General features: G+C 70.2%; 19 protein-coding genes. 11 read left to right on the top strand and 8 right to left on the bottom strand.

The window, feature by feature from the left end; genetic code table 11:
• Window positions 1–772 (bottom strand): hydantoinase/oxoprolinase N-terminal domain-containing protein (locus ETD86_RS32055; protein ID WP_138670399.1); only part of this gene is annotated, 772 nt, incomplete at its 3' end.
• Window positions 773–878: 106 nt separating this feature from the next.
• On the opposite strand from ETD86_RS32055, the gene ETD86_RS32060 reads away from it, so the two are divergent.
• From ETD86_RS32060 to ETD86_RS32085, 6 genes are all read left to right on the top strand, one after another.
• A complete protein-coding gene (locus tag ETD86_RS32060) occupies window positions 879–2,351 on the top strand; it encodes a hypothetical protein (protein WP_138670400.1) in 1,473 nt (490 codons plus the stop codon).
• Entirely contained in the window at window positions 2,351–4,075 is a 1,725-nt protein-coding gene (locus tag ETD86_RS32065; protein WP_138670401.1) for a serine/threonine protein kinase, read from the top strand. Before ETD86_RS32060 ends, ETD86_RS32065 begins: the two co-directional genes overlap by 1 nt.
• Window positions 4,076–4,145: 70 nt before the next feature.
• Entirely contained in the window at window positions 4,146–4,802 is a 657-nt protein-coding gene (locus tag ETD86_RS32070; protein WP_138670402.1) for a response regulator, read from the top strand.
• Between the two features lie 71 nt (window positions 4,803–4,873).
• Window positions 4,874–6,967 (top strand): DUF6421 family protein, encoded by a 2,094-nt coding sequence (locus ETD86_RS32075; RefSeq protein WP_138670403.1) that lies wholly within the window; start codon window positions 4,874–4,876, stop codon window positions 6,965–6,967.
• Window positions 6,964–7,593: an SDR family NAD(P)-dependent oxidoreductase gene (locus tag ETD86_RS32080; protein WP_138670404.1), complete on the top strand. Its 630-nt coding sequence runs from the start codon at window positions 6,964–6,966 to the stop codon at window positions 7,591–7,593. Before ETD86_RS32075 ends, ETD86_RS32080 begins: the two co-directional genes overlap by 4 nt.
• Window positions 7,590–8,648 (top strand): threonine aldolase family protein, encoded by a 1,059-nt coding sequence (locus ETD86_RS32085; protein ID WP_138670405.1) that lies wholly within the window; start codon window positions 7,590–7,592, stop codon window positions 8,646–8,648. Before ETD86_RS32080 ends, ETD86_RS32085 begins: the two co-directional genes overlap by 4 nt.
• A 22-nt stretch (window positions 8,649–8,670) precedes the next feature.
• Here ETD86_RS32085 and ETD86_RS32090 read toward each other — a convergent pair whose 3' ends face one another.
• Both ETD86_RS32090 and ETD86_RS32095 read right to left on the bottom strand, forming a co-directional pair.
• Window positions 8,671–10,092, bottom strand: a complete 1,422-nt coding sequence (locus ETD86_RS32090) for a phytoene desaturase family protein (RefSeq protein ID WP_138670406.1) — start codon at window positions 10,090–10,092, stop codon at window positions 8,671–8,673.
• A gap of 7 nt (window positions 10,093–10,099) precedes the next feature.
• On the bottom strand, window positions 10,100–10,732 hold the full coding sequence (locus ETD86_RS32095) for a DUF305 domain-containing protein (RefSeq protein ID WP_170223391.1): 633 nt from the start codon (window positions 10,730–10,732) through the stop codon (window positions 10,100–10,102).
• Between the two features lie 120 nt (window positions 10,733–10,852).
• On the opposite strand from ETD86_RS32095, the gene ETD86_RS32100 reads away from it, so the two are divergent.
• Entirely contained in the window at window positions 10,853–11,566 is a 714-nt protein-coding gene (locus ETD86_RS32100) for a thioredoxin-like domain-containing protein (RefSeq protein ID WP_138670407.1), read from the top strand.
• A gap of 20 nt (window positions 11,567–11,586) precedes the next feature.
• On the opposite strand, the gene ald is transcribed toward ETD86_RS32100, so the two are convergent.
• Window positions 11,587–12,702: an alanine dehydrogenase gene (gene ald / locus ETD86_RS32105; protein WP_138670408.1), complete on the bottom strand. Its 1,116-nt coding sequence runs from the start codon at window positions 12,700–12,702 to the stop codon at window positions 11,587–11,589.
• Between the two features lie 147 nt (window positions 12,703–12,849).
• On the opposite strand from ald, the gene ETD86_RS32110 reads away from it, so the two are divergent.
• Complete coding sequence (locus tag ETD86_RS32110) at window positions 12,850–13,809, top strand: excalibur calcium-binding domain-containing protein (protein ID WP_138670409.1); 960 nt, start codon at window positions 12,850–12,852, stop codon at window positions 13,807–13,809.
• On the opposite strand, the gene ETD86_RS32115 is transcribed toward ETD86_RS32110, so the two are convergent.
• From ETD86_RS32115 to ETD86_RS32125, 3 genes are read right to left on the bottom strand one after another with little or no spacing between them, the layout of a single operon-like run.
• The gene (locus ETD86_RS32115; RefSeq protein ID WP_138670410.1) at window positions 13,806–15,185 is read right to left on the bottom strand and encodes an NCS2 family permease; all 1,380 of its coding nucleotides are present in this window, start codon (window positions 15,183–15,185) and stop codon (window positions 13,806–13,808) included. The genes ETD86_RS32110 and ETD86_RS32115 overlap by 4 nt on opposite strands.
• A 54-nt stretch (window positions 15,186–15,239) precedes the next feature.
• Complete coding sequence (locus tag ETD86_RS32120; RefSeq protein ID WP_138670411.1) at window positions 15,240–15,473, bottom strand: EF-hand domain-containing protein; 234 nt, start codon at window positions 15,471–15,473, stop codon at window positions 15,240–15,242.
• Between the two features lie 26 nt (window positions 15,474–15,499).
• Window positions 15,500–17,662 carry a molybdopterin cofactor-binding domain-containing protein gene (locus tag ETD86_RS32125; RefSeq protein WP_138670412.1) on the bottom strand — a complete coding sequence of 721 codons (2,163 nt, stop codon included), beginning with the start codon at window positions 17,660–17,662 and terminating at the stop codon, window positions 15,500–15,502.
• A gap of 95 nt (window positions 17,663–17,757) precedes the next feature.
• On the opposite strand from ETD86_RS32125, the gene ETD86_RS32130 reads away from it, so the two are divergent.
• Window positions 17,758–19,251, top strand: a complete 1,494-nt coding sequence (locus ETD86_RS32130; protein WP_138670413.1) for a PucR family transcriptional regulator — start codon at window positions 17,758–17,760, stop codon at window positions 19,249–19,251.
• A gap of 258 nt (window positions 19,252–19,509) precedes the next feature.
• A complete protein-coding gene (locus tag ETD86_RS32135; RefSeq protein ID WP_138670414.1) occupies window positions 19,510–20,058 on the top strand; it encodes a hypothetical protein in 549 nt (182 codons plus the stop codon).
• On the opposite strand, the gene ETD86_RS32140 is transcribed toward ETD86_RS32135, so the two are convergent.
• The gene (locus tag ETD86_RS32140; protein WP_138670415.1) at window positions 20,055–20,324 is read right to left on the bottom strand and encodes a hypothetical protein; all 270 of its coding nucleotides are present in this window, start codon (window positions 20,322–20,324) and stop codon (window positions 20,055–20,057) included. The two genes, ETD86_RS32135 and ETD86_RS32140, sit on opposite strands and share 4 nt — an antisense overlap.
• Before the next feature lie 534 nt (window positions 20,325–20,858).
• On the opposite strand from ETD86_RS32140, the gene ETD86_RS32145 reads away from it, so the two are divergent.
• Entirely contained in the window at window positions 20,859–22,142 is a 1,284-nt protein-coding gene (locus tag ETD86_RS32145) for a helix-turn-helix domain-containing protein (protein WP_138670416.1), read from the top strand.
• Window positions 22,143–22,169 lie beyond the last annotated feature (27 nt).

Genomic DNA, 22,169 nt, shown 5'->3' on the forward strand with positions numbered 1-22,169 from the left:
CGATCGTGGCCACCGCCCGCCTGGCGGCCAGCTCGGCGGAGATCACACCGCCGCTCGACTCCATGACGTGGATGGGGGCGTGGATGCCGATCTCGGCCAGCCGCGCGCGGAGCTGCGACAGGTAGGAAGCCATCAACGGGCCGATATAGGCGGACATGATGGTGGTGGTGGCACGCTCGTACTCGCGGATCTCCGGCCACACCTCCGACGAGGTCACCACATTCGGGATGGACTCCCGGAGGATCGCCGCCACCTGCCGTTCATGGCCGGGGTCGGCATAGGCGTGCAGCAGGCACACGGCCACCGACTCGATGCCGCGCCGGGCGATCTCCGCGGCGACCCGCCGTACGGAATCGGGATCCAGCGGCGTCAGCACCTCGCCGCGCGCCGAGATCCGCTCCACCACCTCGAAGCAGTCCGCCGCGGCCACCGGGGGAGGGGGCGGGGAGAAGCGCAGGTCGTACCGGTCCTCCTCGACCCGTGCGTAGCGGCCGAGCGGGACGGCCGCGCGGAAGCCCTGAGTCGTGACGTAGGCGACGCGTACGCCCTTGCGTTCGAGCACCGCGTTGGTGGCCAGCGTGGTCGCGTGCACCACTCGCGTGACCTGCGCCGGATCGCGGTCGCCGAGCGCGCGCGTAACGCCGGAGACGATTCCAGCGATGGGGTCGTAGTGGGTACTCAAGCACTTGACCACGGAAATCGCGCCAGACGTGCCACGAATGACCACATCGGTGAAGGTGCCGCCGACATCGACGCCGATCACGTAGGTCACGCGGGTACGTTATGCCCCCTAACAAGCGCTTGTCTACGGAGTGGTCTATTGACTTACGACGGGTGATTGGGACTCTGGTCCTATTACCAGTGTTGGGAGCGGAGAGATGGCGCGCCTCACAGCTCTGGCGGGTGGCATCGCGGCGGCACTGGTGCTGACCGCGTTACCGGTCATGGCACACGAGCACCCGAGCGGCATCACGGACCTGGTGACTCCGGCCGTGGTCCGCGTGGAAGCCGTGTCCCACGTGGAGATCACCCTGCTCGATCACATCAGCGAGCTGAAACACGTGGAGCGGTCCTACGACATCCCGTTCGCGTCGGGAACGGCGACGGTGGTCAATCCCGACGGGACGATGGTGGCGCTCCGGCGCCTGGCGGTGAACCCCGACGACGCCGCGATCTACGCGGCCAACAAGATCTTCGCCGAGCACCACAAGGTGAAGATCCCCGCCGACTACGAGAAGCACAAGCTCTCCGACGACCAGCTCAACCGGCACCTGCAGGACTGCTACCCGCCCAAGAGCGACACCGCCACCTGCATCATCAACGTCACCACTGAGATCACGGCCTTCCCCAACGTGTCGCCGGCCAGCACCGAAGGCTTCAAGGTCAAGTGCATCAAGGCGGGCCCCGACCCCGACAGCCCCGCCGTGCTCGTGCCGATCGCCCCGATCGCCGGTGGCGTCGGCATGCCCACCGCGCCGCTCGCCGACAAGGTGCCCGACCAGGTGGGCGCGCCCACCAGCATCGCCGGCTTCATCGGCCGCCCGGGCCCGAACGTGCAGCACAGCGTCGCGATCGCCCACCTGAGCAAGGGCGGCGGGGCAGGCGAGACCGGCAGGCCGTTCGCCGATCCCGAGAAGAAGGTGGACGAGCCGGTCAAGCTCGGCGGCCTGGCCGACAAGGGCCTCGTGGGCGCGCCGGTGATCGGCGACAAGAACGGCCACGTCATCGGCATGCTCGTCGGCGGCGGCAAGGAAGGCAAGATGATCGGGGTCAGGGAGATCACCGGCATCCTGTCCCAGGCCAAGGTGGTGCCGCGCAGGGGCGCGATCGACACGGCGTTCGAGGCGGCGCTGACCCGGTACCACTCGAAGTACTTCACTGAGGCCGCGCCGGGCTTCCAGCGGGTGCTCGAGCTCTACCCCGGCAACGTGGTGGCCGCGGGCCTGCTGAAGACCTCGCTGGCCAAGCGGGGCGGCCCCGAGGACCAGGGCACCAAGCGGGCGGCGGCAGAGCCGGCCGGGTCCACGCCACTGTGGCCGTTCATCGTGGCGGCGGCGATACTTTTCCTGGCCGCCGGCGGCGGAGCGTATTTGTTGTGGCGCCGCCGCACTCCGAATGAACCGACAGAACTGCCACAACCACCGCTGGCGGCGGGTCCACCGCTCGACCTCGACGACGGTGCCAACCAGACCGTGGTCGTACGGCGCTCCCAGTCGTTCCAAGTGGTCCCGCAGCAGCAGCAGGTGATGACCGCGCCCGATCCGGCGATCAAATACTGCACGTCGTGCGGCATGAGGCTCGGACCGGCGCATCGATTCTGCGGCTACTGCGGTCACCCCATCGAGACGTGATGAACGTGAACGAAAGATCGCTCATCGGCCAGGAGGTGGCCGGGTACTACATCGAGGACATCGTCGGCAAGGGCGGCATGGCCGTCGTCTACCTGGCGCTCGACCCCCGGCTGAGCCGCCGCGTGGCGCTGAAGATCCTCAACCCGGTCCTCAGCGTCGACGACCGATTCAGGCAGCGGTTCATCCTGGAGTCCAGGACGGTCGCCAGCATCGAGCACCCCAACATCATCCCGATCTACGAGGCCAACGCCGACGCCGACGGCGTGCTCTACATCGCCATGCGCTACGTCGACGGCCTCGACATGCGCCGTCTCATCTACGACCGGGGGCCGCTGCCGATCGGCCAGGCCAACCAGATCTTCGCCCAGGTGGCCGCGGCGCTCGACGCCGCGCACGCGCACGACCTGATCCACCGCGACGTCAAACCGGCCAACATCCTGCTGGCCGACAACCACGTCTACCTGACCGACTTCGGCATCACCAAGCACCGCTCGTCGATCTCCGGGCTGACCCAGACCGACCAGTTCATCGGCACGCCCCGGTACATGTCGCCCGAGCAGATCAACAAGGAGCACATCGACGGCCGGTGCGACCAGTACGCGCTCGCCTGCGTCGTCTACGAGGCACTGTCGGCGCGGCTGCCGTTCCAGCGGGAGAACGACATCGCGCTGCTCTGGGCGCACCTGGCCGAGCAGCCCACGCCGCTGTCGCAGATCAGGCCCGACCTGCCGCCGCAGATCGACACCGTGATGATGCGCGCCCTGGCCAAGTCGCCAGAGCAGCGCTACACGACCTGCACCGAGTTCGTCTCGGCGCTGCGTGACGCGGTCAGCGGGCACCAGCCCGACGCCCCCGACGTGGCCGGCGGGGCCTACTACATTCCCCGCCCCGGCGGGAGCCCGCACTCCGGGCCGCACCCCGTGCCCGGCTCTGGCCCCGGCTCAGGCCCGCATTCCCTGCCGGGACCCCCCTCGGGGCCGTCCTCCGGACCACACGCGGGGCTGCCTTCAGGACCCGGCTCGGGACCCCACGCAGGGGCTCCGCTCGCGGCCCCGTACGCCCAGCCTTCGACGGCAAGGGCGCCGGCGCCGCCCACGCACCCCACCGGGCAGAAGAAGCGCCCCGGCCGCGTCCCGATCGTGGCCACCACCCTGGTCGCCGCCGTCGCCGCGCTCGCACTGGTCGCGTTGATCATCATGAACCACCGCGGCGACACCTGGTCCCGCTACCAGACCAGCACCGCCGCGCCGCTGACGTTCGAGTATCCGGGCGATTGGACCGTACGCACGCACCGCGACCTGTTCGCGGTGGCCTCGCCGCACGCCTCGGAGTTCGAGGCGCTGTTCGTGGCCGGCCCAGGCGCCGACTGGTCGAAGATCTCCCAGATCGTCAGCGACGACCCCGACGCCGCCTCGGGCGTGTACGTCCAGACCTCCGACACCCTCGACCCCTCCGGCGACTCCGAGCAGATGAAGGCCAAGATGGAGGTCCTGCTGCCGGGCGAGGTCGACGTCGGCAAGCCCGTGCAGGACCAGGCCGGTAACAGCCCCGCCACCCGCTTCGACGGCTCGCTGCGCGACCCCGCGACCGGCACCAGGCTGGGCTTCGTCAGCTACGTGATCGGCCGCGAGCCCAAGACGATGCTCGTGATGTACTTCTGCGGCAAGGCCACCTGTGACGACGCCACCCAGACCCGCATCAGGCAGAGCGTCCACGTGTCGTGACTTGTAACTCACTTGTGCACGGCTTGGCCTGGGTGTTCAAGGCAGGCGCCGGGCGTCTACCCTCCGCCTTGTGGGCATTCGCATAGTCATCGCCGACGACCAGGCGATGGTCAGGGCCGGGTTACGCATGGTCGTCGAGAGCGACCCCGGCATGGAAGTCGTCGGCGAGGCCGCCGACGGGCGCGAGGCCGTCGCCGTGGCCCGGCGCACGCGCCCGGACATCGTCCTCATGGACATCTCGATGCCCAGGCTCGACGGGCTGTCCGCGGCGAAGGAGCTGCTCGAGACCCCGTCGCCACCGAAGATCATCACGCTGACCACGTTCGACACCGACGAGAACCTCTACGCCGCGCTGCGCGCCGGCACCAGCGGCTTCCTGCTGAAGGTGTCGCCGCCGGAGCAGCTGCTCGACGCGATCAAGGTGGTGCACGCCGGTGAGGCGCTGCTCGACCCGGCCGTGACCAGCCGGGTGATCGCCACGTTCGCCGGCCGGGCCGACCCGACGCCCTCGCCCATGCTGGGCGAGCTGACGCCGCGCGAGCTGGAGGTGCTGCGGCTGCTCGCGCGCGGCCTGACCAACGCGGAGATCGCCGGGGAGCTATACGTGGGGGAGGCGACGGTCAAGACGCATGTGGCGCGGGTGCTGATGAAGCTCTCCCTGCGGGACCGGGCCCAGGCGGTGGTGTTCGCGTACGAGACCGGCGTCGTGCGGCCGGGTGCCGTCTGAGGGTTTGACGGGGCATCCGGGATCTATGTGTATATTTTCCTGCATAAGGCGGTAGATGCAGGAGATATTTCATGCAAGCATTCCCCCGGGTTCTGTTTGACGAGGCTCACAGCGAGTCGTGGACCGTCCGGCGCGAGGTCGCCGAGGCCATCAACCCCGCGCACCCCGACGACAACAGCTACGCCCGCGCGGCCGGGCTGCTGCGGCACCTGGGGCACACCGTGGTCGCTCGCTCGTCGGGGCCGATCGACGCCGAGGTCCTCGCCGAGCAGGACGTCCTGGTGATCGCGCACCCGTCGGGGGAGCGGTGGGAGCGCACCACCGGGCAGGGCAGCCCGGTCTTCTCCGCCGCCGAGCTGGACGCCGTCGAGGCGTACGTGGCCGCGGGCGGCGGGCTGGTGGTCCTGGCCGAGGAGGAGCAGGACAAGTACGGCAACAACCTGCGTGAGCTGCTCGGGCGGTTCGGGATCGGCGTGGAGCACACCACGGTCCGCGACCCGAGGAACGCGCACCGGGACGTGGCCACCTGGGTGCTGGCCACCCGCGCCACCACGGACGGGCTGCTCGCGGGCGTCAAGACCGCCTGCTTCTACCGCACCGGCGTCCTGACCCTCGCGCCGGTCCCGGGCGAGCCGGGCACCGTCGCGGACGCGACCGTGTTGTTCACCACCTCGCCCGCCGCCGACCCGGCGGGCGCGCCGCTGGCGGTGGCCGTGCGGCACGGGCGGGGCCGCGTCGTGGTGTTCGCCGACTCCGACCTGTTCGGCGACGACTCCATCGACGACTACGACCACGCCAGGCTCTGGGGGAACGTGATCACCTGGGCCGCCCGGATCCCCGAGGGCGAGGGGAGCGCGGAGCGGCGCGACGAGGCCAAGGCCGCCCTGTTCGCCCGGCTCAAGGCGGTCGTCGAGGAGCTGAGGCCGCTCCAGGTCAAGGACGGCTCGGTGCCGGAGGAATCCCAGGAACGTGCCAAGGCGCTGGTCGGCGCGATCACCGAGCATGTAGGCGAAATATCGCCATATTTCCCGCATGATGCCGCGTACCTCCAGGCCGTCCAGCACGACCTGGCGACATGGGCCGAGCAGGGCCTCGGCGTGCCCGACTTCCTCGACTCGCTCGACCTCTTTCACCCTGACACGCAGCGCGTGGACGGCCTGGAGCACGTCGTGGTGTTCCCCATGTACACCCAGAACGGCAACCCGAACCGCAACCTGGAGGCCGTCTGGATCCGGACCATCTGGCCGGACTGGCTGGCCGGGCTGGAGGCGAACGGCTACGACAACCCGATGTTCGTGCCGATCGCGTTCGAGGACTTCACCTCCGGTTACGACACGCACTCCGCCGTGCTGTTCCCCGAGACGGTGGCGGTGCGCCAGGCGCCGGCCCGCTTCACCTGGGGCGGCATCTTCGCCGACCGCGAGGCCGCCAGGTTCAGGCGGGTGTCGGCGGCGGCAGCCGGCACGCTCAAGCTCGACCTGCCGCCGGACGCGGCCAGGCTGCTGACCTCGCAGCAGCTCGCGCAGGACACGTTCGTGTTGTGGGACCTGATCCACGACCGCACGCACAGCCACGGTGACCTGCCGTTCGACCCGTTCATGATCAAGCAGCGGATGCCGTACTGGCTGTACTCGCTGGAGGAGCTGCGCTGCGACCTCACCGCGTTCGGCGAGGCGGTGGAGCTGGAGCGGCAAGGGGTGCCGCACGCCCGGTACGTGCAGCACGCGATCCTGTTCGACCGGCTGTTCAGGTTCCCGATCAGCGGGGAGCGGATGCGGAACTACGACGGGCTCGGCGGGCAACTGCTCTTCGCCTACCTGCACCGCAACGACGTCGTGCGGTGGACGGACAACCGGCTGTCGATCGACTGGGAGCGGGTCGCGGACGGCGTGGCCGACCTTCGGGGCGCGGTGGAGAAGCTCTACCGGGACAGCATCGACCGGTCGAAGCTGGCGCACTGGCTGGCGGCGTACGAGCTGGTGAGCTCCTATGTCGCGCCGCACCCGGGCTCGACCTGGGCTAAGGGCATCGAGGCGCTGCCCGAGGAGCAGAAGGCCAAGGTGGACGCGGTGCTGCCGGACGAGTTCCCGCTCAGCATGTTCTACGAGGCGCTGCGCCGTAAGCTGACGGACGTGGTCGAATCGACTAAGGGACTCCGAGCATGATCATTCTGATTACCGGGGCCGGAGGCCCCACAGGTGAGGCTGTTTCCGGATATTTCCGGAAAAACGGCCATACCGTGATCGGCGTCGACAAGGACGACGTCGACCTCCTCGACCGCGCGGCCGTACAGGAGCTGGCGGAGCGGATCGACCGCGAGCACGGCCGGGTGGACGGCGTGGTGCACCTGGTCGGCGGGTGGCGCGGGTCCGGCTCGTTCGCCGAGACCGACCTCGAGGACTGGGACGTCCTGCACGACCTGCTGATCCGTACCCTCCAGCACGTGTCGCTGGCCTTCGAGCCGCTGCTGCGCCGCAGCGACAACGGCCGCTTCGTGATCGTCTCCGCCAAGGCGGCCGCTCGGCCGACCGCCGGCGGCGCCGTCTACTCGGCGGCCAAGGCGGCGGCCGAGGCGTGGACGCTGTCGCTCGCCGACGCCCTGTCCGGCACGGGCGGCGCGGCGGTGATCCTCGTCGTCAAGGCCCTCGTCAACGACGCCATGCGCGCCGCCAGCCCGGACGCGCGCTTCCCCGGCTTCACCGACGTCAACGATCTCGCGGCGGCGATCGGCGGCCTGTACGACCGCCCGGCCGCCGAGCTCAACGGCACCCGATTGGACCTCACTTCTTGATTCCCCGGCACGACCCCCAGCACAAGGCGTTCGCCAGCGACAACTACGCGGGCGTGCACCCCGAGATCCTCCAGGCCATCGCGACCGCCAACGGCGGCCACCAGATCTCCTACGGCGACGACGTCTACACCGAGGCCCTGCAGGACGTCTTCCGGCGGCACTTCGGCGAGCAGGCGCAGGCGTGGCCGGTGTTCAACGGCACGGCCGCGAACGTCGTCTCCCTCCGCGCCATGACCGCTCACTGGGAGGCGGTCATCTGCGCCGAGACCGCCCACATCAACACCGACGAGGGCGGCGCGCCCGAGGTGGCCGGCGGCATCAAGCTCCTGACCGTCCCCACGCCCGACGGCAAGCTCACACCCGAGCTGATCGACCGGCAGGCGTGGGGCTTCGGCGACGTGCATCGGGCCCAGCCGCGGGTGGTGTCCATCTCGAACACCACCGAGCTGGGCACCCTCTACACGCCCGACGAGATCGCCGCGATCTGCGCGCACGCTCACGAGCGCGGGCTGCTCGTCCACCTCGACGGCTCGCGGCTGACGAACGCGGCGGCCGCGCTGGACGTGCCGATGCGGGCGCTCACCACCGACGCCGGCGTCGACGTGCTGTCCTTCGGCGGCACCAAGATCGGTCTCCTGTACGGCGAGGCCGTCGTCGTGCTCAACCCGTCGGCCGCCACCGGCGTGGACTACATCCGCAAGACGTTCATGCAGCTGTCGTCGAAGATGCGGTTCGTGTCGGCGCAGTTCGAGGCCCTGCTGTCGGGGGACCTGTGGTTGCGGAACGCGCGCCAGGCCAACGCCATGGGGCGGCGCCTGGCCGAGGCCGTGCGCGACATCCCGGGCGTCACGCTGCCGCGCCCGGTGCAGGCCAACGCCGTCTTCGTCGTCCTGCCGAGGGATGCGAGCGAGCGGCTGCAGAAGCGGTTCCGGTTCTACACGTGGAACGAGGCCACGGGCGAGGTGCGGTGGATGTGCGCCTTCGACACGACGGAGGCCGACGTGGACGCCTTCGCCGCGGCCATCGCCGAGGAAATGCGCGCCGCCGGCTCCTGACGCCTGCCCCGGTCGGGACGCGTCAGGGCCGGGCGCCAGAACGGAGGGCCAGGCGGGCGGCCTGCCAGCCGCCCATCCCATGTGCCCCCGCCCCCGGCGGCGTCGAGGACGAGCACAAGAACACGCCCGGCAGGGGCGTACGCCACGGCGCCGGGGACCAGACGGGGCGGCGCAGGAACTGGGTCAGGCTGGCCAGTCCGCCCCCGATGTCGCCCCCCACCAGGTTCGGATTGGCCGCCTCCAACTCCGCGGGCCCCATCGCGTGCCGGGCCAGCACACGGTCGCGGAATCCTGGGGCGTACCGCTCGATCTGCGTCTCGACGGCGTCCGTCATGTCCACCGCCGACCCGTTGGGAACGTGGCAGTACGCCCAGAGGGTGTGCCCGCCCCGGGTCGGATCGGCCGCGTACGGCTGGACGAGGAGCACGTACGGCCGCGGCGAATGCCGTCCCGCGGCCGTCTCCGCCTCGCTGAGCGCGATCTCCTCCAGCGTCCCGCCCAGGTGCACCGTGCCCGCGCCCGCCACCGCCGGGTCCCGCCACGGCACGGGCCCGTCCAGCGCCCAGTCCAGCTTGAACACCCCGGGACCGTAGCGGAAGCGTTCGAGCCGCCGGCGGTAGCCCGCGGGCAGGTCGGCCATGGCGAGGAGCTCCCGGGGCGTCACGTCGAGCACCACGGTCGGCGCGGACAGTTCGGCCAGGTGGCGCACCCGGTGCCCGGTGACCGCCTCCCCGCCCAGCGACCTGAGCTCGGCCACCAGCGTGTCGGCGAGCACCTGGGACCCGCCCCGCACCAGCGGCCAGCCCACCAGGTGGGTGAGGGCCGCCAGCAGCAGGCCGTACCCCGCGGAGATGGGAGAGCGCAGGTCGAGCATGGAATGCGCGGCCATGCCCGCGATCGCCGCCCGCCCCTCCACAGTGCTGAAGGCCCGCCGGGCGAAGGTCGTGGCGGGCAGCGCGCCCGCGACCCCGAACCTGGCGGCCTGCGCGAACGTCCGCGGCGGCACGCGCCATGGCCCCAAGGGCTTGAGCAGCAGCTCCACCAGTGGGAATCCGGCCCGCGCTGTGGCGCCGACGGTGGCCAGCCACGCTCCCGCGTCCCGCCCGAGCGCCTCCGCGGTGCGGCGCGGATCGCGGTGCACGAGCACGGCGGGGCGGTCGTCCAGCGGATGGGCCGCGGGCACGGCGGGATGGGCGAACTCGACCCCCTTGAGTGAGCCGACCTCTTTGAGCTCGCGGAACGCCGGCGAGGCCAGCGCCAGCGCCATGACGGTCGCCCCGAGGTCGTGCACCCGCCCCGGCAACGTCAGCTCGCCGGAGCGCAGCCCGCCGCCGAACCGCTCCGCCGCCTCCAGCAGCAGCACCCTGCGCCCGGCACGGGCCAGGGTGACCGCGGCGACCAGCCCGTTGGGGCCGGAGCCGACGACCACCGCGTCAGCGTCCATCGCCGAGTCACTGTGGTTTCAGTATCGACGGAAAGGGCTGGGCGCCACGCAGGCGCAGCATGTCCGTCATGAGCTTGATCTCGCCGCTCTGCCCCTCGACGATCTTGCGCGCCATGCTGACGACCTCCGGCCGGGTGGACAGCTCGAGTACGCCCTCGGCCATCTCCACGCCGCCCTCATGATGGCGGATCATCAGCTGCAGGAACAGGATCTCGGCCTGCGTGCCCTGCGCCTCCTTGAGCTTGGTCAGCTCCTCGGGTGTGGCCATGCCCGGCATGGTGCCGGGCGCGGTCGTGGCGCCGCCGTGCCCATGGCCGCTCATCCAGGCCATCGGCCGCTGGTCCGTCGCCACGTCCAGCTCCCACTGCTGCAACCAGCCGAGGAACATGCCGCGCTGGTTGGCCTGGGTGTTGATGATGTCGAAGGCCAGGTTTCTGACCTCCTTGGCGGGCCCCTTGTCCCTGATCGTGAACGCCATGTCCACGGCCTGCGCGTGGTGCGCGGCCATGTCACGGGCGAATCCGGCCTCGGGAGAGGTGTCGCCAGGCGTGCCCGCTCGGCCGAACAGCAAATATGCGGCCGCGGCGAGCACCAGCAGGCCGCAGACGACGAGGATGGGTTTACTGACGGGCTTTTCCATGGCTCGTCCAGCGTACCCACCTGTGGGCGGGGTCGTGATCGGACGCTTACAACGCTCTTATTCTCCGCATACGGCCGGAGGGCATAAGGTGACCCGTGTTGGTACGCCGATGGAGGAACGATGACGAAGGAGAAGGCGCACGCGAGGCGCGAGCATCTGCAGCAGATGCGGGCTGAGCAAAAGCGCAAACAACGCCGCGCCGCGCTGCTCATGTGGGGAACGGGCGGGCTGATCATCGTAGTGCTCGTCGGCGTGGTGGGCTTCTATCTGATCAGGCAGGCCCAGCAGACGTCGCTGGACGCCGTGGCCAACTACAAGTACGAGGCCGGCCAGCACGTGTGGAACGCGGTCACCTACAAGGAGACCCCGCCGGTGGGCGGCCAGCACAACAACTACTGGCAGCAGTGCGCGATCTACGACAAGCCGATCCACTCAGAGCACGCCGTGCACTCGCTGGAGCACGGCGCCTCCTGGATCACCTACCGGCCCGACCTGCCCAAGGCGCAGGTCGACAAGCTGAAGGAAGTGGCCGCGTCCACGGGCAACCAGGAATACATGCTGATGAGCCCGTTCCCCAACCTGCCCGCACCGATCGTCGTGTCGTCGTGGGGACACCAGCTCAAGCTGAACAGCCCGGACGACCCGAAGCTCGGCGCGTTCATCAAGCGCTACCAGAACGGGGCTGACACGCCGGAGCCGGGCGCCACGTGCGGCGGCACCGACGCTATCACGACCACGGCCGACCAGGCTCCGCTGCCGCCCGAGCCCACGGGTCAGCAGCAGCAGCAACAGCCGACGGAGACCGCCGCCCCGTCGCCGAGCCAGTCCCAGTAGCGTGGCGCCGGTGCTGGGCGTCAGCCCAGCACCGCCTCCAGCGGCGTCCACTCCAGCCCGTGCGCCTCGGCCACCGGGCGGCTGGTCAGGCGGCCCTCGTGGGTGCTCAGGCCGAGTGCCAGCGCTCGGTCCTCACCCATGGCCCGCCGCCAGCCCAGGTCGGCCATGGCCAGCGCGTACGGCAACGTCACGTTCGTCAGCGCGAACGTCGACGTGTGCGGCACGGCCCCCGGCATGTTGGCCACGCAGTAGAAGATCGAGTCGTGCACCCGGTACGTCGGCTCCTCGTGCGTGGTCGGCCGCGAGTCCGCGAAGCACCCGCCCTGGTCGATCGAGATGTCCACCAGCACCGAGCCCGGTTTCATCCGGCTGACCAGGTCGTTGCTCACCAGTTCCGGCGCCTTGGCGCCGGGCACCAGCACCGCGCCGATCACCAGGTCGGCCTCCAGCACCGCGCGCTCGATCTCCAGCATGTTGGAGGCGACCGTCTGGCAGTGCCCCTGGTAGATCATGTCGGCCTGGCGCAGCTTGTCGATGTTCTTGTCGAGCAGTGTCACCTCCGCCTGCATGCCGAGGGCGATGGCGGCGGCGTTCATGCCGGACACGCCGGCTCCGATGACCACGACATTCGCCGCGTGCACGCCGGAGACGCCGCCCATCAGCACGCCCCTGCCGCCCGCCGAGCGCATCAGGTGGTAGGCCCCCGCCTGCGGCGCCAGCCGGCCCGCCACCTCGGACATGGGCGCGAGCAGCGGCAGCGCGCCGTTCGGCGTCTGCACGGTCTCGTACGCGACCGCGGTGCAGCCCGAGTCGAGCAGCGCCCGCGTGCACGCCTTGGAGGCGGCCAGATGCAGGTACGTGAAGAGCACCTGGCCCTTGCGCAGCCGGTGGTACTCCTCCGGCTCGGGCTCCTTGACCTTCATGATCAGATCGCCCGCGGCCCAGACGTCGTCGGCGGTGGGCACGATGACGGCGCCCGCCGCGGCGAAGTCCGCGTCAGGGATCGACGACCCGTCACCCGCGCCCCGCTCGACATAGACCTGATGATCGTGGCGCACCAGCTCGTTCACCCCCGCCGGGGTCAGCGCCACTCGATATTCGCTGTTCTTGACTTCTAGAGGAACACCGACGTTCATGAAACAACTCTCGTTCATCCGGGATCCTGCTTTCATTCTTCCTCGCCCGAGGCGGCTAAACGGTGATTCTCCGGCTGATTACCCCGGTTCGGCCGGTCCTCGATAAGCTCACCGGCAGCCCGAACATCAGGATGGGAAACGTCATCGATGGACAAGCCGGAAGAGCCGCCACTCGCGGACCCGGGGGAGCCGCAGGCGAGCAGACTCACCACCATCGTGTTGATCGTCTCGCTCGTTCTCGTCGTGCTCGTCGCAGGCGTGGCCGGAACGGTCGCCGTCCTGATGACGAGAAATCCCGACACGCCGCTGATGGGCGGCACGCCGCCGCACCGGCTTCCGGTGCCCCTCCACTTCGCCCCCGTCAGGGAGGCCAAGCCCGCGCCGTGCCCGGGTGACCAGGCCGTGCTGGACGAGGAGCAGAAGACCTGCTACCTGCTGGAGGACGGCGTCACGGTCCCCTCCGTTCAGGAGATCGAGCCGATACGCGAGAAGGACGGCCAATACTCCGTCCGCATCGCGGTCGCGCCGGCGTTCAAGGAGCGGCTGGTCCAGCTCATCGACGAGATGGTGATCGAGCAGCGGCAGGTGGCGATCGTGCTGGCGCCCGAGCAATCCGAACAGCCCAAGATCGTGCTGGCCGCGCCCATCGTCACCCAGACCATGGACGGCGACAGCATGAGCATCGCCGGGTTCACCAAGGAGGACGCCGAGGCGCTGACCGCCCGCCTGCTCGGCCCGGCGGTGAGCGGCACCCCGGCGCCCGAGACCCAGCCCGGCGGCAGCCCGCCGGCGACCGCCCCTGGCACGACGGGCACGACGGGCACGACGGGCACGACGGGGACAACGGGGACAACGGGAACGACGGGGACAACGGGAACGACCGGCACCACGGGAACGACGCCCCCGGGCGCGACGAATCCCGCGACGAATCCCGCGACGAACCCGGCGAGCAACTCCGGCCGCACCCCCAACCGCCGCTTCGCCAGCTGCAAGGAGGCCAGGGCGGCAGGCTACGGCCCCTACCACAAGGGCACGCACGAGGAATATGCCTGGTACACCGATGTCGACAACAACGGCACGGCCTGCAACTCCGCGGACATCCGCTAATCGAAGAGCCGCTCAAGCCAGTCAATCCCGAAGTACGCCAGGAAGATCAGCGACACGACCCACAACAGCCACGGGATCTCGGCGAACTTCCCCTTGACCGCCTTGATCAGCGTGTAGGCGATCACGCCGGCGCCCACGCCGTTCGTGATCGAGTACGTGAACGGCATCAGCGCGATCGTCAGGAAGGCCGGCACGGCCAGCTCCAGGTCGTCCCACGGCACGTTCTTGCTCTGCATCATCATCAGCGCCCCGACCAGCACCAGCGCGGGCGCCGCGGCGGCGGCGGGCACCACCGCGGCCAGCGGCGTGAACAGCAGCGTCAGCCCCAGCAGCGCCCCCGTCGCCACGCTGGCGAGCCCGGTCCGCGCCCCCTCGCCGACTCCGGCGGCCGACTCCACGAAGACGGTGTTGGCCGATGAGCTGACCGCGCCGCCCACCACGCCGCCGACGCCGTCCACGGTCAGGATCCGGCCCAGCCGCGGCACGCGCCCCTGCTGGTCCACGAGCCCGGCCTCGTCGCTGACGCCGATGATCGTGCCCATCGCGTCGAAGAACCCGGACAACACCAGCGTGAACAGCACCACCGTCGCCGTCAGCGCCCCCGCCCTGGCGAACCCGCCGAACAGGTCGAACTGGCCGACCAGCCCGAACTCCGGCGCCGCGACCAGCGACTCGGGCACCCGCGGCGTCACCACCCCCCACGACCGGGGATCGATCGTGGCCACCGTGTTCACCAGCACGGACAGGACAGCGGTCACCACGATGCTGATGAGGATGGCGCCCGGGACGCGGCGCGCGAACAGGGCGATCATCAGCAGCAGACCGAAGCAGAACACCGTGACCGGCCAGCCCGTCAGGTGCCCGGTGGCGCCGAGCTGCACGGGCGTGCCCGTGCCCGCCGCCACGAAGCCGGCGTCGACCAGCCCGATCAGCGCGATGAACAGGCCGATGCCCACGCTGATGGCGTGTTTGAGCGCCAGCGGGATCGCGTTCATGATCAGTGTGCGCAGGCCGGTCACGGCGAGCACGATGATCACGGCGCCTTCGAGCACCACCAGGCCCATGGCCTGGGCCCAGGTCATGTGCGGCGCGGCCTGGTAGGCGACCACCGCGTTCAGGCCCAGCCCGGCGGCCAGGCCGAACGGCGCGTTGCCGATGAACGCCATGAGCAGCGTGGTCACGGCCGCGGCCAGCGCGGTGGAGGTGGTCAGCTCGGCGATGGACAGCCGGGCGCCTGTGACGTCCTTGGCGCCGGCCAGGATGATCGGGTTGAGCAGGATGATGTACGCCATGGCCACGAACGTGGTGATGCCACCACGCACCTCGCGGCCGACGGTGGTCCCCCGCCCGGTCAGCTCGAAGAATCGATCGAGCACACCATCCCCCTCGACTCAGGGGGATTTGGCCGATCTACCCGGCGGGGGACAAGATCACGCCTTTTCGTGCCGCCCGTGCCCGACGAGCCCGACGAACTCCTCGAGCCCGATCGTGCCGTCGCCGTCGCGGTCGGCGGACTGGATGAACGTCTCGATCTCGCTCTCGGACGCGCCCTGCCCGCCCAGTGCCTCGTTGGCCTGGCGGATCTCGGCCGCCGTCAGCAGACCGTCGCCGTCGGCGTCGAAGCGCCTGAACTCCGCCTCGGCCGCCTCGCGTGCGCTTGCCATCGGATTCCTCCCCGTTGGGTGTCCCCTTATCTCAACAGGGCGATATCTTCCGGCCTGATCGGAACGCGAGTCAACCGGAGCCCGGTCGCCGCGCGTACCGCCGCGGCGATGGCGGGGGTGGAGGAGAGCGTCGGGGGCTCGCCCGCGCCGCGCAGCCCGTAGGGCGCCGCCGGGTCCGGGTTCTCCAGGATTTTCAGCCGCATGGGCGGCATGTCGAGGATGGTGGGGATGAGGTAGTCGGTGAACGACGGGTTCAGCACCTCGCCGTCGCGTACCTGAATCTCCTCCATCAACGCGAGCCCGAGCCCCTGCGCGGTGCCGCCGTGGATCTGCCCCTCCAGCGCCAGCGGGTTCATGATCCGGCCCACGTCCTGGACCGCCGCCAGCTCCACCACCTTGATCAGCCCCAGCTCCACGTCCACGTCCACGACGGCCCGGTGCACGCACAGTGCCAGCTGCGTGTGCGAGTCGCCCTGCCCGGTGCCCGGATCCATCGGGTACGTCGGCCGGTGCCGGAACTCGCGCGTCTCCTCGATCGGGCCGAACCGCTCCAGGGCCTCCCGCGCCGGCAGGCCCTTGAACCGCTCGCGCACGGCCTCGCAGGCGGCCTTGACGGCGCCGCCGGTGACGTACGACTGCCGGGAGGCCGACGAGGAGCCCGCCGAGCCGACCTGGGTGTCGGCGGTGGCCACGGTGACGTTCGCGACGCCCAGCTCCGTGCGGGCGATCTGGGCCTGGATCGTCACCAGGCCCTGCCCCACCTCGGCGGCGGCCGTGTGCACGGTGACGTGCGGCTCGCCGCCGACCAGCTCGGCGCGCACTCGGGCCGTGGAGTAGTCGTCGAAGCCCTCGGAGAAGCAGATGTTCTTGATGCCGACGCCGTACCCGATCCCGCGCCGCACCGACTCGCCGTGCGTGGTCTGCGAGACGCCGCCGGGCAGCCCCCGCAGGTCCCGATCCTGGGACTCCTCGGGCAACGGCATGGCCTCCAGGTCGCGCAACATCCCGGCGAGCGGGGCCGGCGAGTCGATCAGCTGGCCGGTGATGAGCCGCGAGCCCTGCGAGACGGCGTTGCGCACCCGGATCTCCACCGGTGACAGCCCGCACGCCTCGGCCAGGCGGTCCATCTGCGACTCGTAGGCGTAACAGGCCTGCACCGCGCCGAAGCCGCGCATCGCGCCGCACGGCGGGTTGTTGGTGTAGACGCCGGTGGCGTCCACGCGCACGTTCGGCACCTCGTACGGGCCCACCCCCAGCGACGCGGCGTTGCCCACCACGGCGGGCGAGGACGAGCAGTACGCGCCGCCGTCCAGCAGGATGTCGGCCTTGACGTAAACCAGCTTGCCGTCGCGGGTGGCGCCGTGCTCATAGCGCATCCTCGCCGGATGGCGGTGCACGTGGCCGAAGAACGACTCCTCGCGGCCGTAGACGATCTTGACCGGGCGGTTCAGGCGCAGCGCCAGCATGCAGGCGTGCGCCTGCATGGACAAGTCCTCACGGGCGCCGAACGCGCCGCCCACGCCGGACAGCGTCAGGCGCACCTTCTCCGGCGGCAGGCCCAGGCAGGGGGCGAGCTGGTCGCGGTCCACGTGCAGCCACTGCGTGGCGATGTACAGATCGACGCCGCCGTCCTCGGCGGGCACCGCCAGCCCGGCCTCGGGGCCGAGGAAGGCCTGGTCCTGCATGCCGACCTCGTACTCGCCGGTCACCACGACGTCGGCCTCGAACGTGTCACCCACGCGCACCGGCTGGTAGCGCACGATCTCCCGGGACTCGCGGGGGTCGGTGACGGCCTCGCGGACCTCGTACTCGACCACGATCGCCGCGGCCGCCCTGCGGGCCGTCTCCGGATGGTCGGCCGCCACCAGCGCCACCGGCTCGCCCTGGTAGCGGACCTGGTCGATGGCCAGCACCGGCTGGTCCTTGTGCTCCAGCCCGTAGAACTTCGCGCCCGGCACGTCCTCGTGCGTGAGCACCGTCAGCACGCCCGGGATCTTCAGTGCGGGACCCACGTCGATGGAGCGGATCCACGCCGACGGGTGCGGGCTGCGCAGCGTCGCGCCCCACACCATGCCGTCGATCCACAGGTCGGAGGCGAAGGCGAACTCGCCGCTCACCTTCAGCGCCGCGTCCGGACGCCGCGCGCTCTCTCCAACCCCGTGCCGGGTGGTGTACGCCGTCTCCGTCATCCTCCGAGTAGAGCACCGCCGCCGGTCACGGTCCTATGCACGCGACGTGAAATCCATGTCAAAGCACGTAACACGCGGCTTGTATATTCCTCCAAGTGCGTATCAGTGACCTGCTGGCCATCGATGATCTGCGGCTGACGCTGCTCGCCGGCGACCCGGATCGCGAGTTCAGCACCGTCCACATCACCGACCTGCCCGAGCCGGGACGGTACCTGTCGGGCGGGGAGCTGGTGCTGACCGGGCTCATGTGGCGGCACTCGCCGGAGGACTCGGCCAGGTTCGTGGCCGCGCTGGCCGACGCCGGGGTCGCCGCCCTGGGGGCGGGCGCAGCCTGGCTGGGCCATGTGCCCGCTGACCTGGTGGCCGCCTGCCAGGCCGCGGACCTGCCGCTGATCGAGGTCCCGACCGAGGTCTCCTTCCGCACGCTGACCGAGCTGGTCGTGCCGCGGCTGTCCGGCGACGTACGTGACGAGCTCGGCCGTCACCGCAGGCTGGTCGCCGCCATCGCCGAGGGCGCCGATCTGCGGGAGCTGTTCGAGCTGACCGCCGCCGAGCTGGGCGTCACCGGCGCCGTCCTGTCCGCGTGCGGCGGGGTGATCGTCGGGCAGGTCCAGGATCCCGTGGGACTCGCCAGGGCGTACCTGACGGCGCCGCGGCTGCCCGCCCAGGTCGGCGGCAACACGATCTTCGCGGTCGGGCGCGGGCACCGCGCCGCGGGCTGGATCCTGTCCTGCGACGGCGACCTGATCGGCCGCGCCGACCTCGGCTACGAGCTGGCCGCCTGCGTCGGGCTCGAACGCAGCCGCATGGAGGAGGGGCGCAGGGTGGAGCGCCGCCTCGCCGAGCAGCTCATCGTGGCCGCGCTGGCCGAGGCCGACGTGGCCGAGCTCAACGCCCGGCTGCGCACGTGCGGGATCGACGCGGCGGAGCCGTACGCGATCGTGAACGCCACCGCGCCCCGCCCCGGCGCCACCCGAGGCCCCGATCCCGCGGCACTCGGCGGCCAGATCGTGGAGGAGCTGCTCGGCCGCGAGGTGGTGGCGGCGGCCGGCGCCGACGGCGCGGTCGCCGTCGTGCCGCTGCGCGGGCGCACCACCGCCGAGCTGGCCGACCGGCTGCGTGCGGGCGCCGAGGTGCTGACCGCGCTGCCGGACACCCGCGTCTGCGCCGGACTGAGCGGCGCGCTCACCGGGGCCGCCGCGATCAAGGGCGGCGTGGAGGAGGCCGGGCACGCCAGACGGCTGGCCGAGGCCCGCGCCGGCGGGGTGGTGACCAGCGACGAGATCTACACGCACGCGCTGCTGCTGGCCACGGTGCCGGGCGACGTGCGCCGCTCGTTCGCGGCCCGGCTGTTGTCGCCGCTGCTCGACTACGACCGCAGGCACCAGTCCGAGCTGGTGCGTACGCTCGGGATCTTCCTCGACTGCGCGGGCTCGTGGAACGCGTGCGCCGAGCAGCTCCACGTGCACGTCAACACGGTGCGCTACCGCATCCGCAGGATCGAGGAGCTGACCGGCAGGAACCTGTCCACGATGGCCGACCGGGTCGACTTCTTCCTGGCCCTCCGGGACACAGGCCTGCCACGGTAGACATGCCGATGTGTGATCAGATGATAACGCTGCGTATATGCCCTCCCCTCGGCACGACGCCCTCACCCGGCTCATCCGCGACCATCTCGACCTGCCGATACGCCTGCTGCGCGAGGTCGGCGGGATCGAATTGCCGACCGACGGCCCGTTGTGGGTGGGGCCGGGAGACCTGCGGGACCGCATCTCCAGGGAACCCGCAAACCGGTCTACGTCATCTTCATCACGCCCGATCCCTGCGCGGGGCGCTTCACCAGGCAGGTGGAGATCCACAGCGGCTGCCTGACCATCATCATGCAGCCAGTGATCGTCGGGCCCGACCGCATCCCCGTACTGACCGACTCGAAGCAGATGGCCGCGGACCTGCTGACGGCGGCGCTGTCAGTGTCAGTGATGGCGCACGGCCATCTGCCGGAGGTCACCGAGGCATTCATCAAGCTGCTCACGGACTTGCCAGACGATGACGCGGCGTCGCTGTTTGGTTACACTATCGATATGGCCGCGCCGCAGGCCCGCCGGCTTCTGGAGGAAACCGTGACGACCTACATCCCCGAGCACAGCCCCTGGGCCCAGAGCCTGTACCGCAAAGGCCAGGAAGAAGGCGAGTACAGAGGCCGCGCCGCAGGAGAGGCGGCCTCTGTGCTCGCCGTTCTCCGCTTCCGCGGCATCGACGTTCCCCTCGACCGGCACCAGCAGATCACCACCTGCACCGACCTCGCCCTCCTGGAGGACTGGCTGCAGCGCGCTCTCGAAGCCACGCACATCGACGACCTCTTTGACGATGGTTCGGCGGCGGAATCCCGGTCCTAGGAGCGTGGTGGGGGAGTAGCGCACAGCAGGCCGTCGACGTTCTTCGGGGCAATGCTGAAGCGGTAGTGCCGCATCAGGCTAGGGCTCGGCGCAGATCTGAAGTGCGAGGCATTCCGGAACAGGTAGTCCAACTCCACCGTGGAAAGGTGGCCGGCGACGTAGTAGACGCTCTGCTCGGCGTTACGCGGGGCAGCCTCGCCCCATATCCCCGAGACCATCTGATCCATCGACACGGGACGGGCGGCGCAGGCGAGAATGGCGAGCACGGCCCGCTGCCTGGTAGGGGCGAGATCGATCGGCCGGAACCCTGCACGGCCGTCACCGCGCCCAGCAGGTGGTTGAAGCTTCCCTCGCTCAGACCGGTCTCCGCGGTAGCCCTGGTTCTCGTCAACAAGAGGGCAGCGTAATCGGCCTTTCGCCGTCGTCCGAGGAGGCAAGCGGTATAGATCCAAGGTAGAGACCCCTCGCTAGACTGTCGTCAGCGCGGGAAGAGGGGGCACGCCACCAGGCGTGTCGGCCTCCGTTGTGGGAGGCGTCTCCTGCCGGGCGCGGTGCGGTGTCGGCCGGCGGCAGGTGATTGCCCCCCTCTTGCCAGTCCGTGCGTCAGCAGCAGTGGCTGTCTTCAAAGCTCGAGAAGAGGGAAGACGTTTGGGCACTCGCAGCCGTAGCATTACCTCCAACGGTCACCGCGACCGCAATCACGGTGATCAGGGCGGACAGGGCAATACGCATACGCATGGGGGGTTCTCCCTCGCCTATGTGGGGTTGTTCGGACTTTATGTTCTCAGGGAGCGACGACTGTGACCACATCTGACCTGGTTGGACTCCGTATTAAGACGGTTCGGCGACAACGTGGCCTGTCGCAGGCGCAGCTGGCGCATCCCGAGTTGTCGGACAGTTACGTCTCGTTGATCGAGAGTGGCAAGCGTACCCCGACCCCTGCTGTTCTGGAGCTGCTGGCCCAGAAACTGGACTGCTCGCTCTCCTATCTGATCAACGGCGTCACTGCCGAGCAGATGGAGGACATCGAGCTCGCCCTCGGCTACGCGCGGCTGGCGCTCGAAAACGGTGAGGTCAACGAGGCCCGCCTCCGCTTCGCCGAGTTGCTGGTGAACAATAACCTGACAGGGCTCACTGCTCTTCGTCAAGACACCGAGTTCGGGCTCGCCCTCGCCACCGAGGCCTGCGGGGATCTCGACGAGGCGATCTCCATCCTGCTGAAGCTCCGCAAGGAGGAGCTCTCACCCGAGCGCCGCATCGAGGTCGCCATGGTGCTCTGCCGCGCCTACCGCGAGAGCGAGCGGCTCACCGAGGCCGTCGAGGTGGGCGAGGGGATGCTGGTCGGCAGCGCCCGCATGCCTTGGACCGATCCGATGGTCGAGCTGGCCGCCACCCTGTTGTCGGCCTACATGGAGCGCGGCGACCTGCTGCGCGCTCGCCAGTTCGCGGCCGAGCTGCTCAACGCTGCCGACGCGCTCGGCACGCCGCGCTCGATCGTCGCCGCCAACTGGAACGCCTCGAACGTCGCCTACGCCACCGGCCACAGTGAAGAGGCCCTGTCCTTCGCCGAGCGGGCCATGGCGGTTCAGCTGGAGAACGGCCAGCCTCGCAACATCGCCAGGATGCGCCTGGCGTTCCTGCGCAAGAGGCTCAAGGCCCGGCCCGCCGAGGCCCTAGCCGTGCGAGACGCGCTGCGCGCCGCGGTCGTGGAGTTCGAGCAGACCTCGACCAGCACGATTGACCGGGCTCGCGTACACGTGGAGCTCGCCTGCGCCGAATATATGACCGGTGACTTCGACAAGGCCGTCGAGCACGCCACGATCGGCAGAGACCTGGTCCCCGAGTTCGGGCACGTGCTGGGAGCCGAGGCGAACCTCCTGCTCGGTAGGGTCTACGGCACCGTCGGCCGCTCCGCGGAGGCGGCCGGTCACGTGGCCTCCGTGCGCGGCTGGCTGACGCCGCTGCCGGACACCCGCCGGTCGGCCTCCACCTGGTACGCCACCGCTGAGACCACGGAGGAGCTTGGCGATTCCGACGGTGCCGTGGAGGCCTACCAGCGTGCTCTGGCCTGCGTGGGGCTGTAGCGCGGTCCGGACCGGGCAGTGGCGTCG

This window comes from Nonomuraea turkmeniaca (assembly GCF_005889735.1).
In the GTDB taxonomy this organism is placed as follows: domain Bacteria; phylum Actinomycetota; class Actinomycetes; order Streptosporangiales; family Streptosporangiaceae; genus Nonomuraea; species Nonomuraea turkmeniaca.

What these genes read in the sequence shown, in the direction of transcription:
- ETD86_RS32125 (WP_138670412.1), bottom strand. Translation starts at nt 17,662, where the DNA reads ATGACGGAGACGGCGTACACCACCCGGCACGGGGTTGGAGAGAGCGCG.
- ETD86_RS32120 (WP_138670411.1), bottom strand. Translation starts at nt 15,473, where the DNA reads ATGGCAAGCGCACGCGAGGCGGCCGAGGCGGAGTTCAGGCGCTTCGAC.
- ETD86_RS32075 (WP_138670403.1), top strand. Translation starts at nt 4,874, where the DNA reads ATGCAAGCATTCCCCCGGGTTCTGTTTGACGAGGCTCACAGCGAGTCG.
- ald (WP_138670408.1), bottom strand. Translation starts at nt 12,702, where the DNA reads ATGAACGTCGGTGTTCCTCTAGAAGTCAAGAACAGCGAATATCGAGTG.
- ETD86_RS32100 (WP_138670407.1), top strand. Translation starts at nt 10,853, where the DNA reads ATGACGAAGGAGAAGGCGCACGCGAGGCGCGAGCATCTGCAGCAGATG.
- ETD86_RS32090 (WP_138670406.1), bottom strand. Translation starts at nt 10,092, where the DNA reads ATGGACGCTGACGCGGTGGTCGTCGGCTCCGGCCCCAACGGGCTGGTC.
- ETD86_RS32080 (WP_138670404.1), top strand. Translation starts at nt 6,964, where the DNA reads ATGATCATTCTGATTACCGGGGCCGGAGGCCCCACAGGTGAGGCTGTT.
- ETD86_RS32065 (WP_138670401.1), top strand. Translation starts at nt 2,351, where the DNA reads ATGAACGTGAACGAAAGATCGCTCATCGGCCAGGAGGTGGCCGGGTAC.
- ETD86_RS32095 (WP_170223391.1), bottom strand. Translation starts at nt 10,732, where the DNA reads ATGGAAAAGCCCGTCAGTAAACCCATCCTCGTCGTCTGCGGCCTGCTG.
- ETD86_RS32060 (WP_138670400.1), top strand. Translation starts at nt 879, where the DNA reads ATGGCGCGCCTCACAGCTCTGGCGGGTGGCATCGCGGCGGCACTGGTG.
- ETD86_RS32110 (WP_138670409.1), top strand. Translation starts at nt 12,850, where the DNA reads ATGGACAAGCCGGAAGAGCCGCCACTCGCGGACCCGGGGGAGCCGCAG.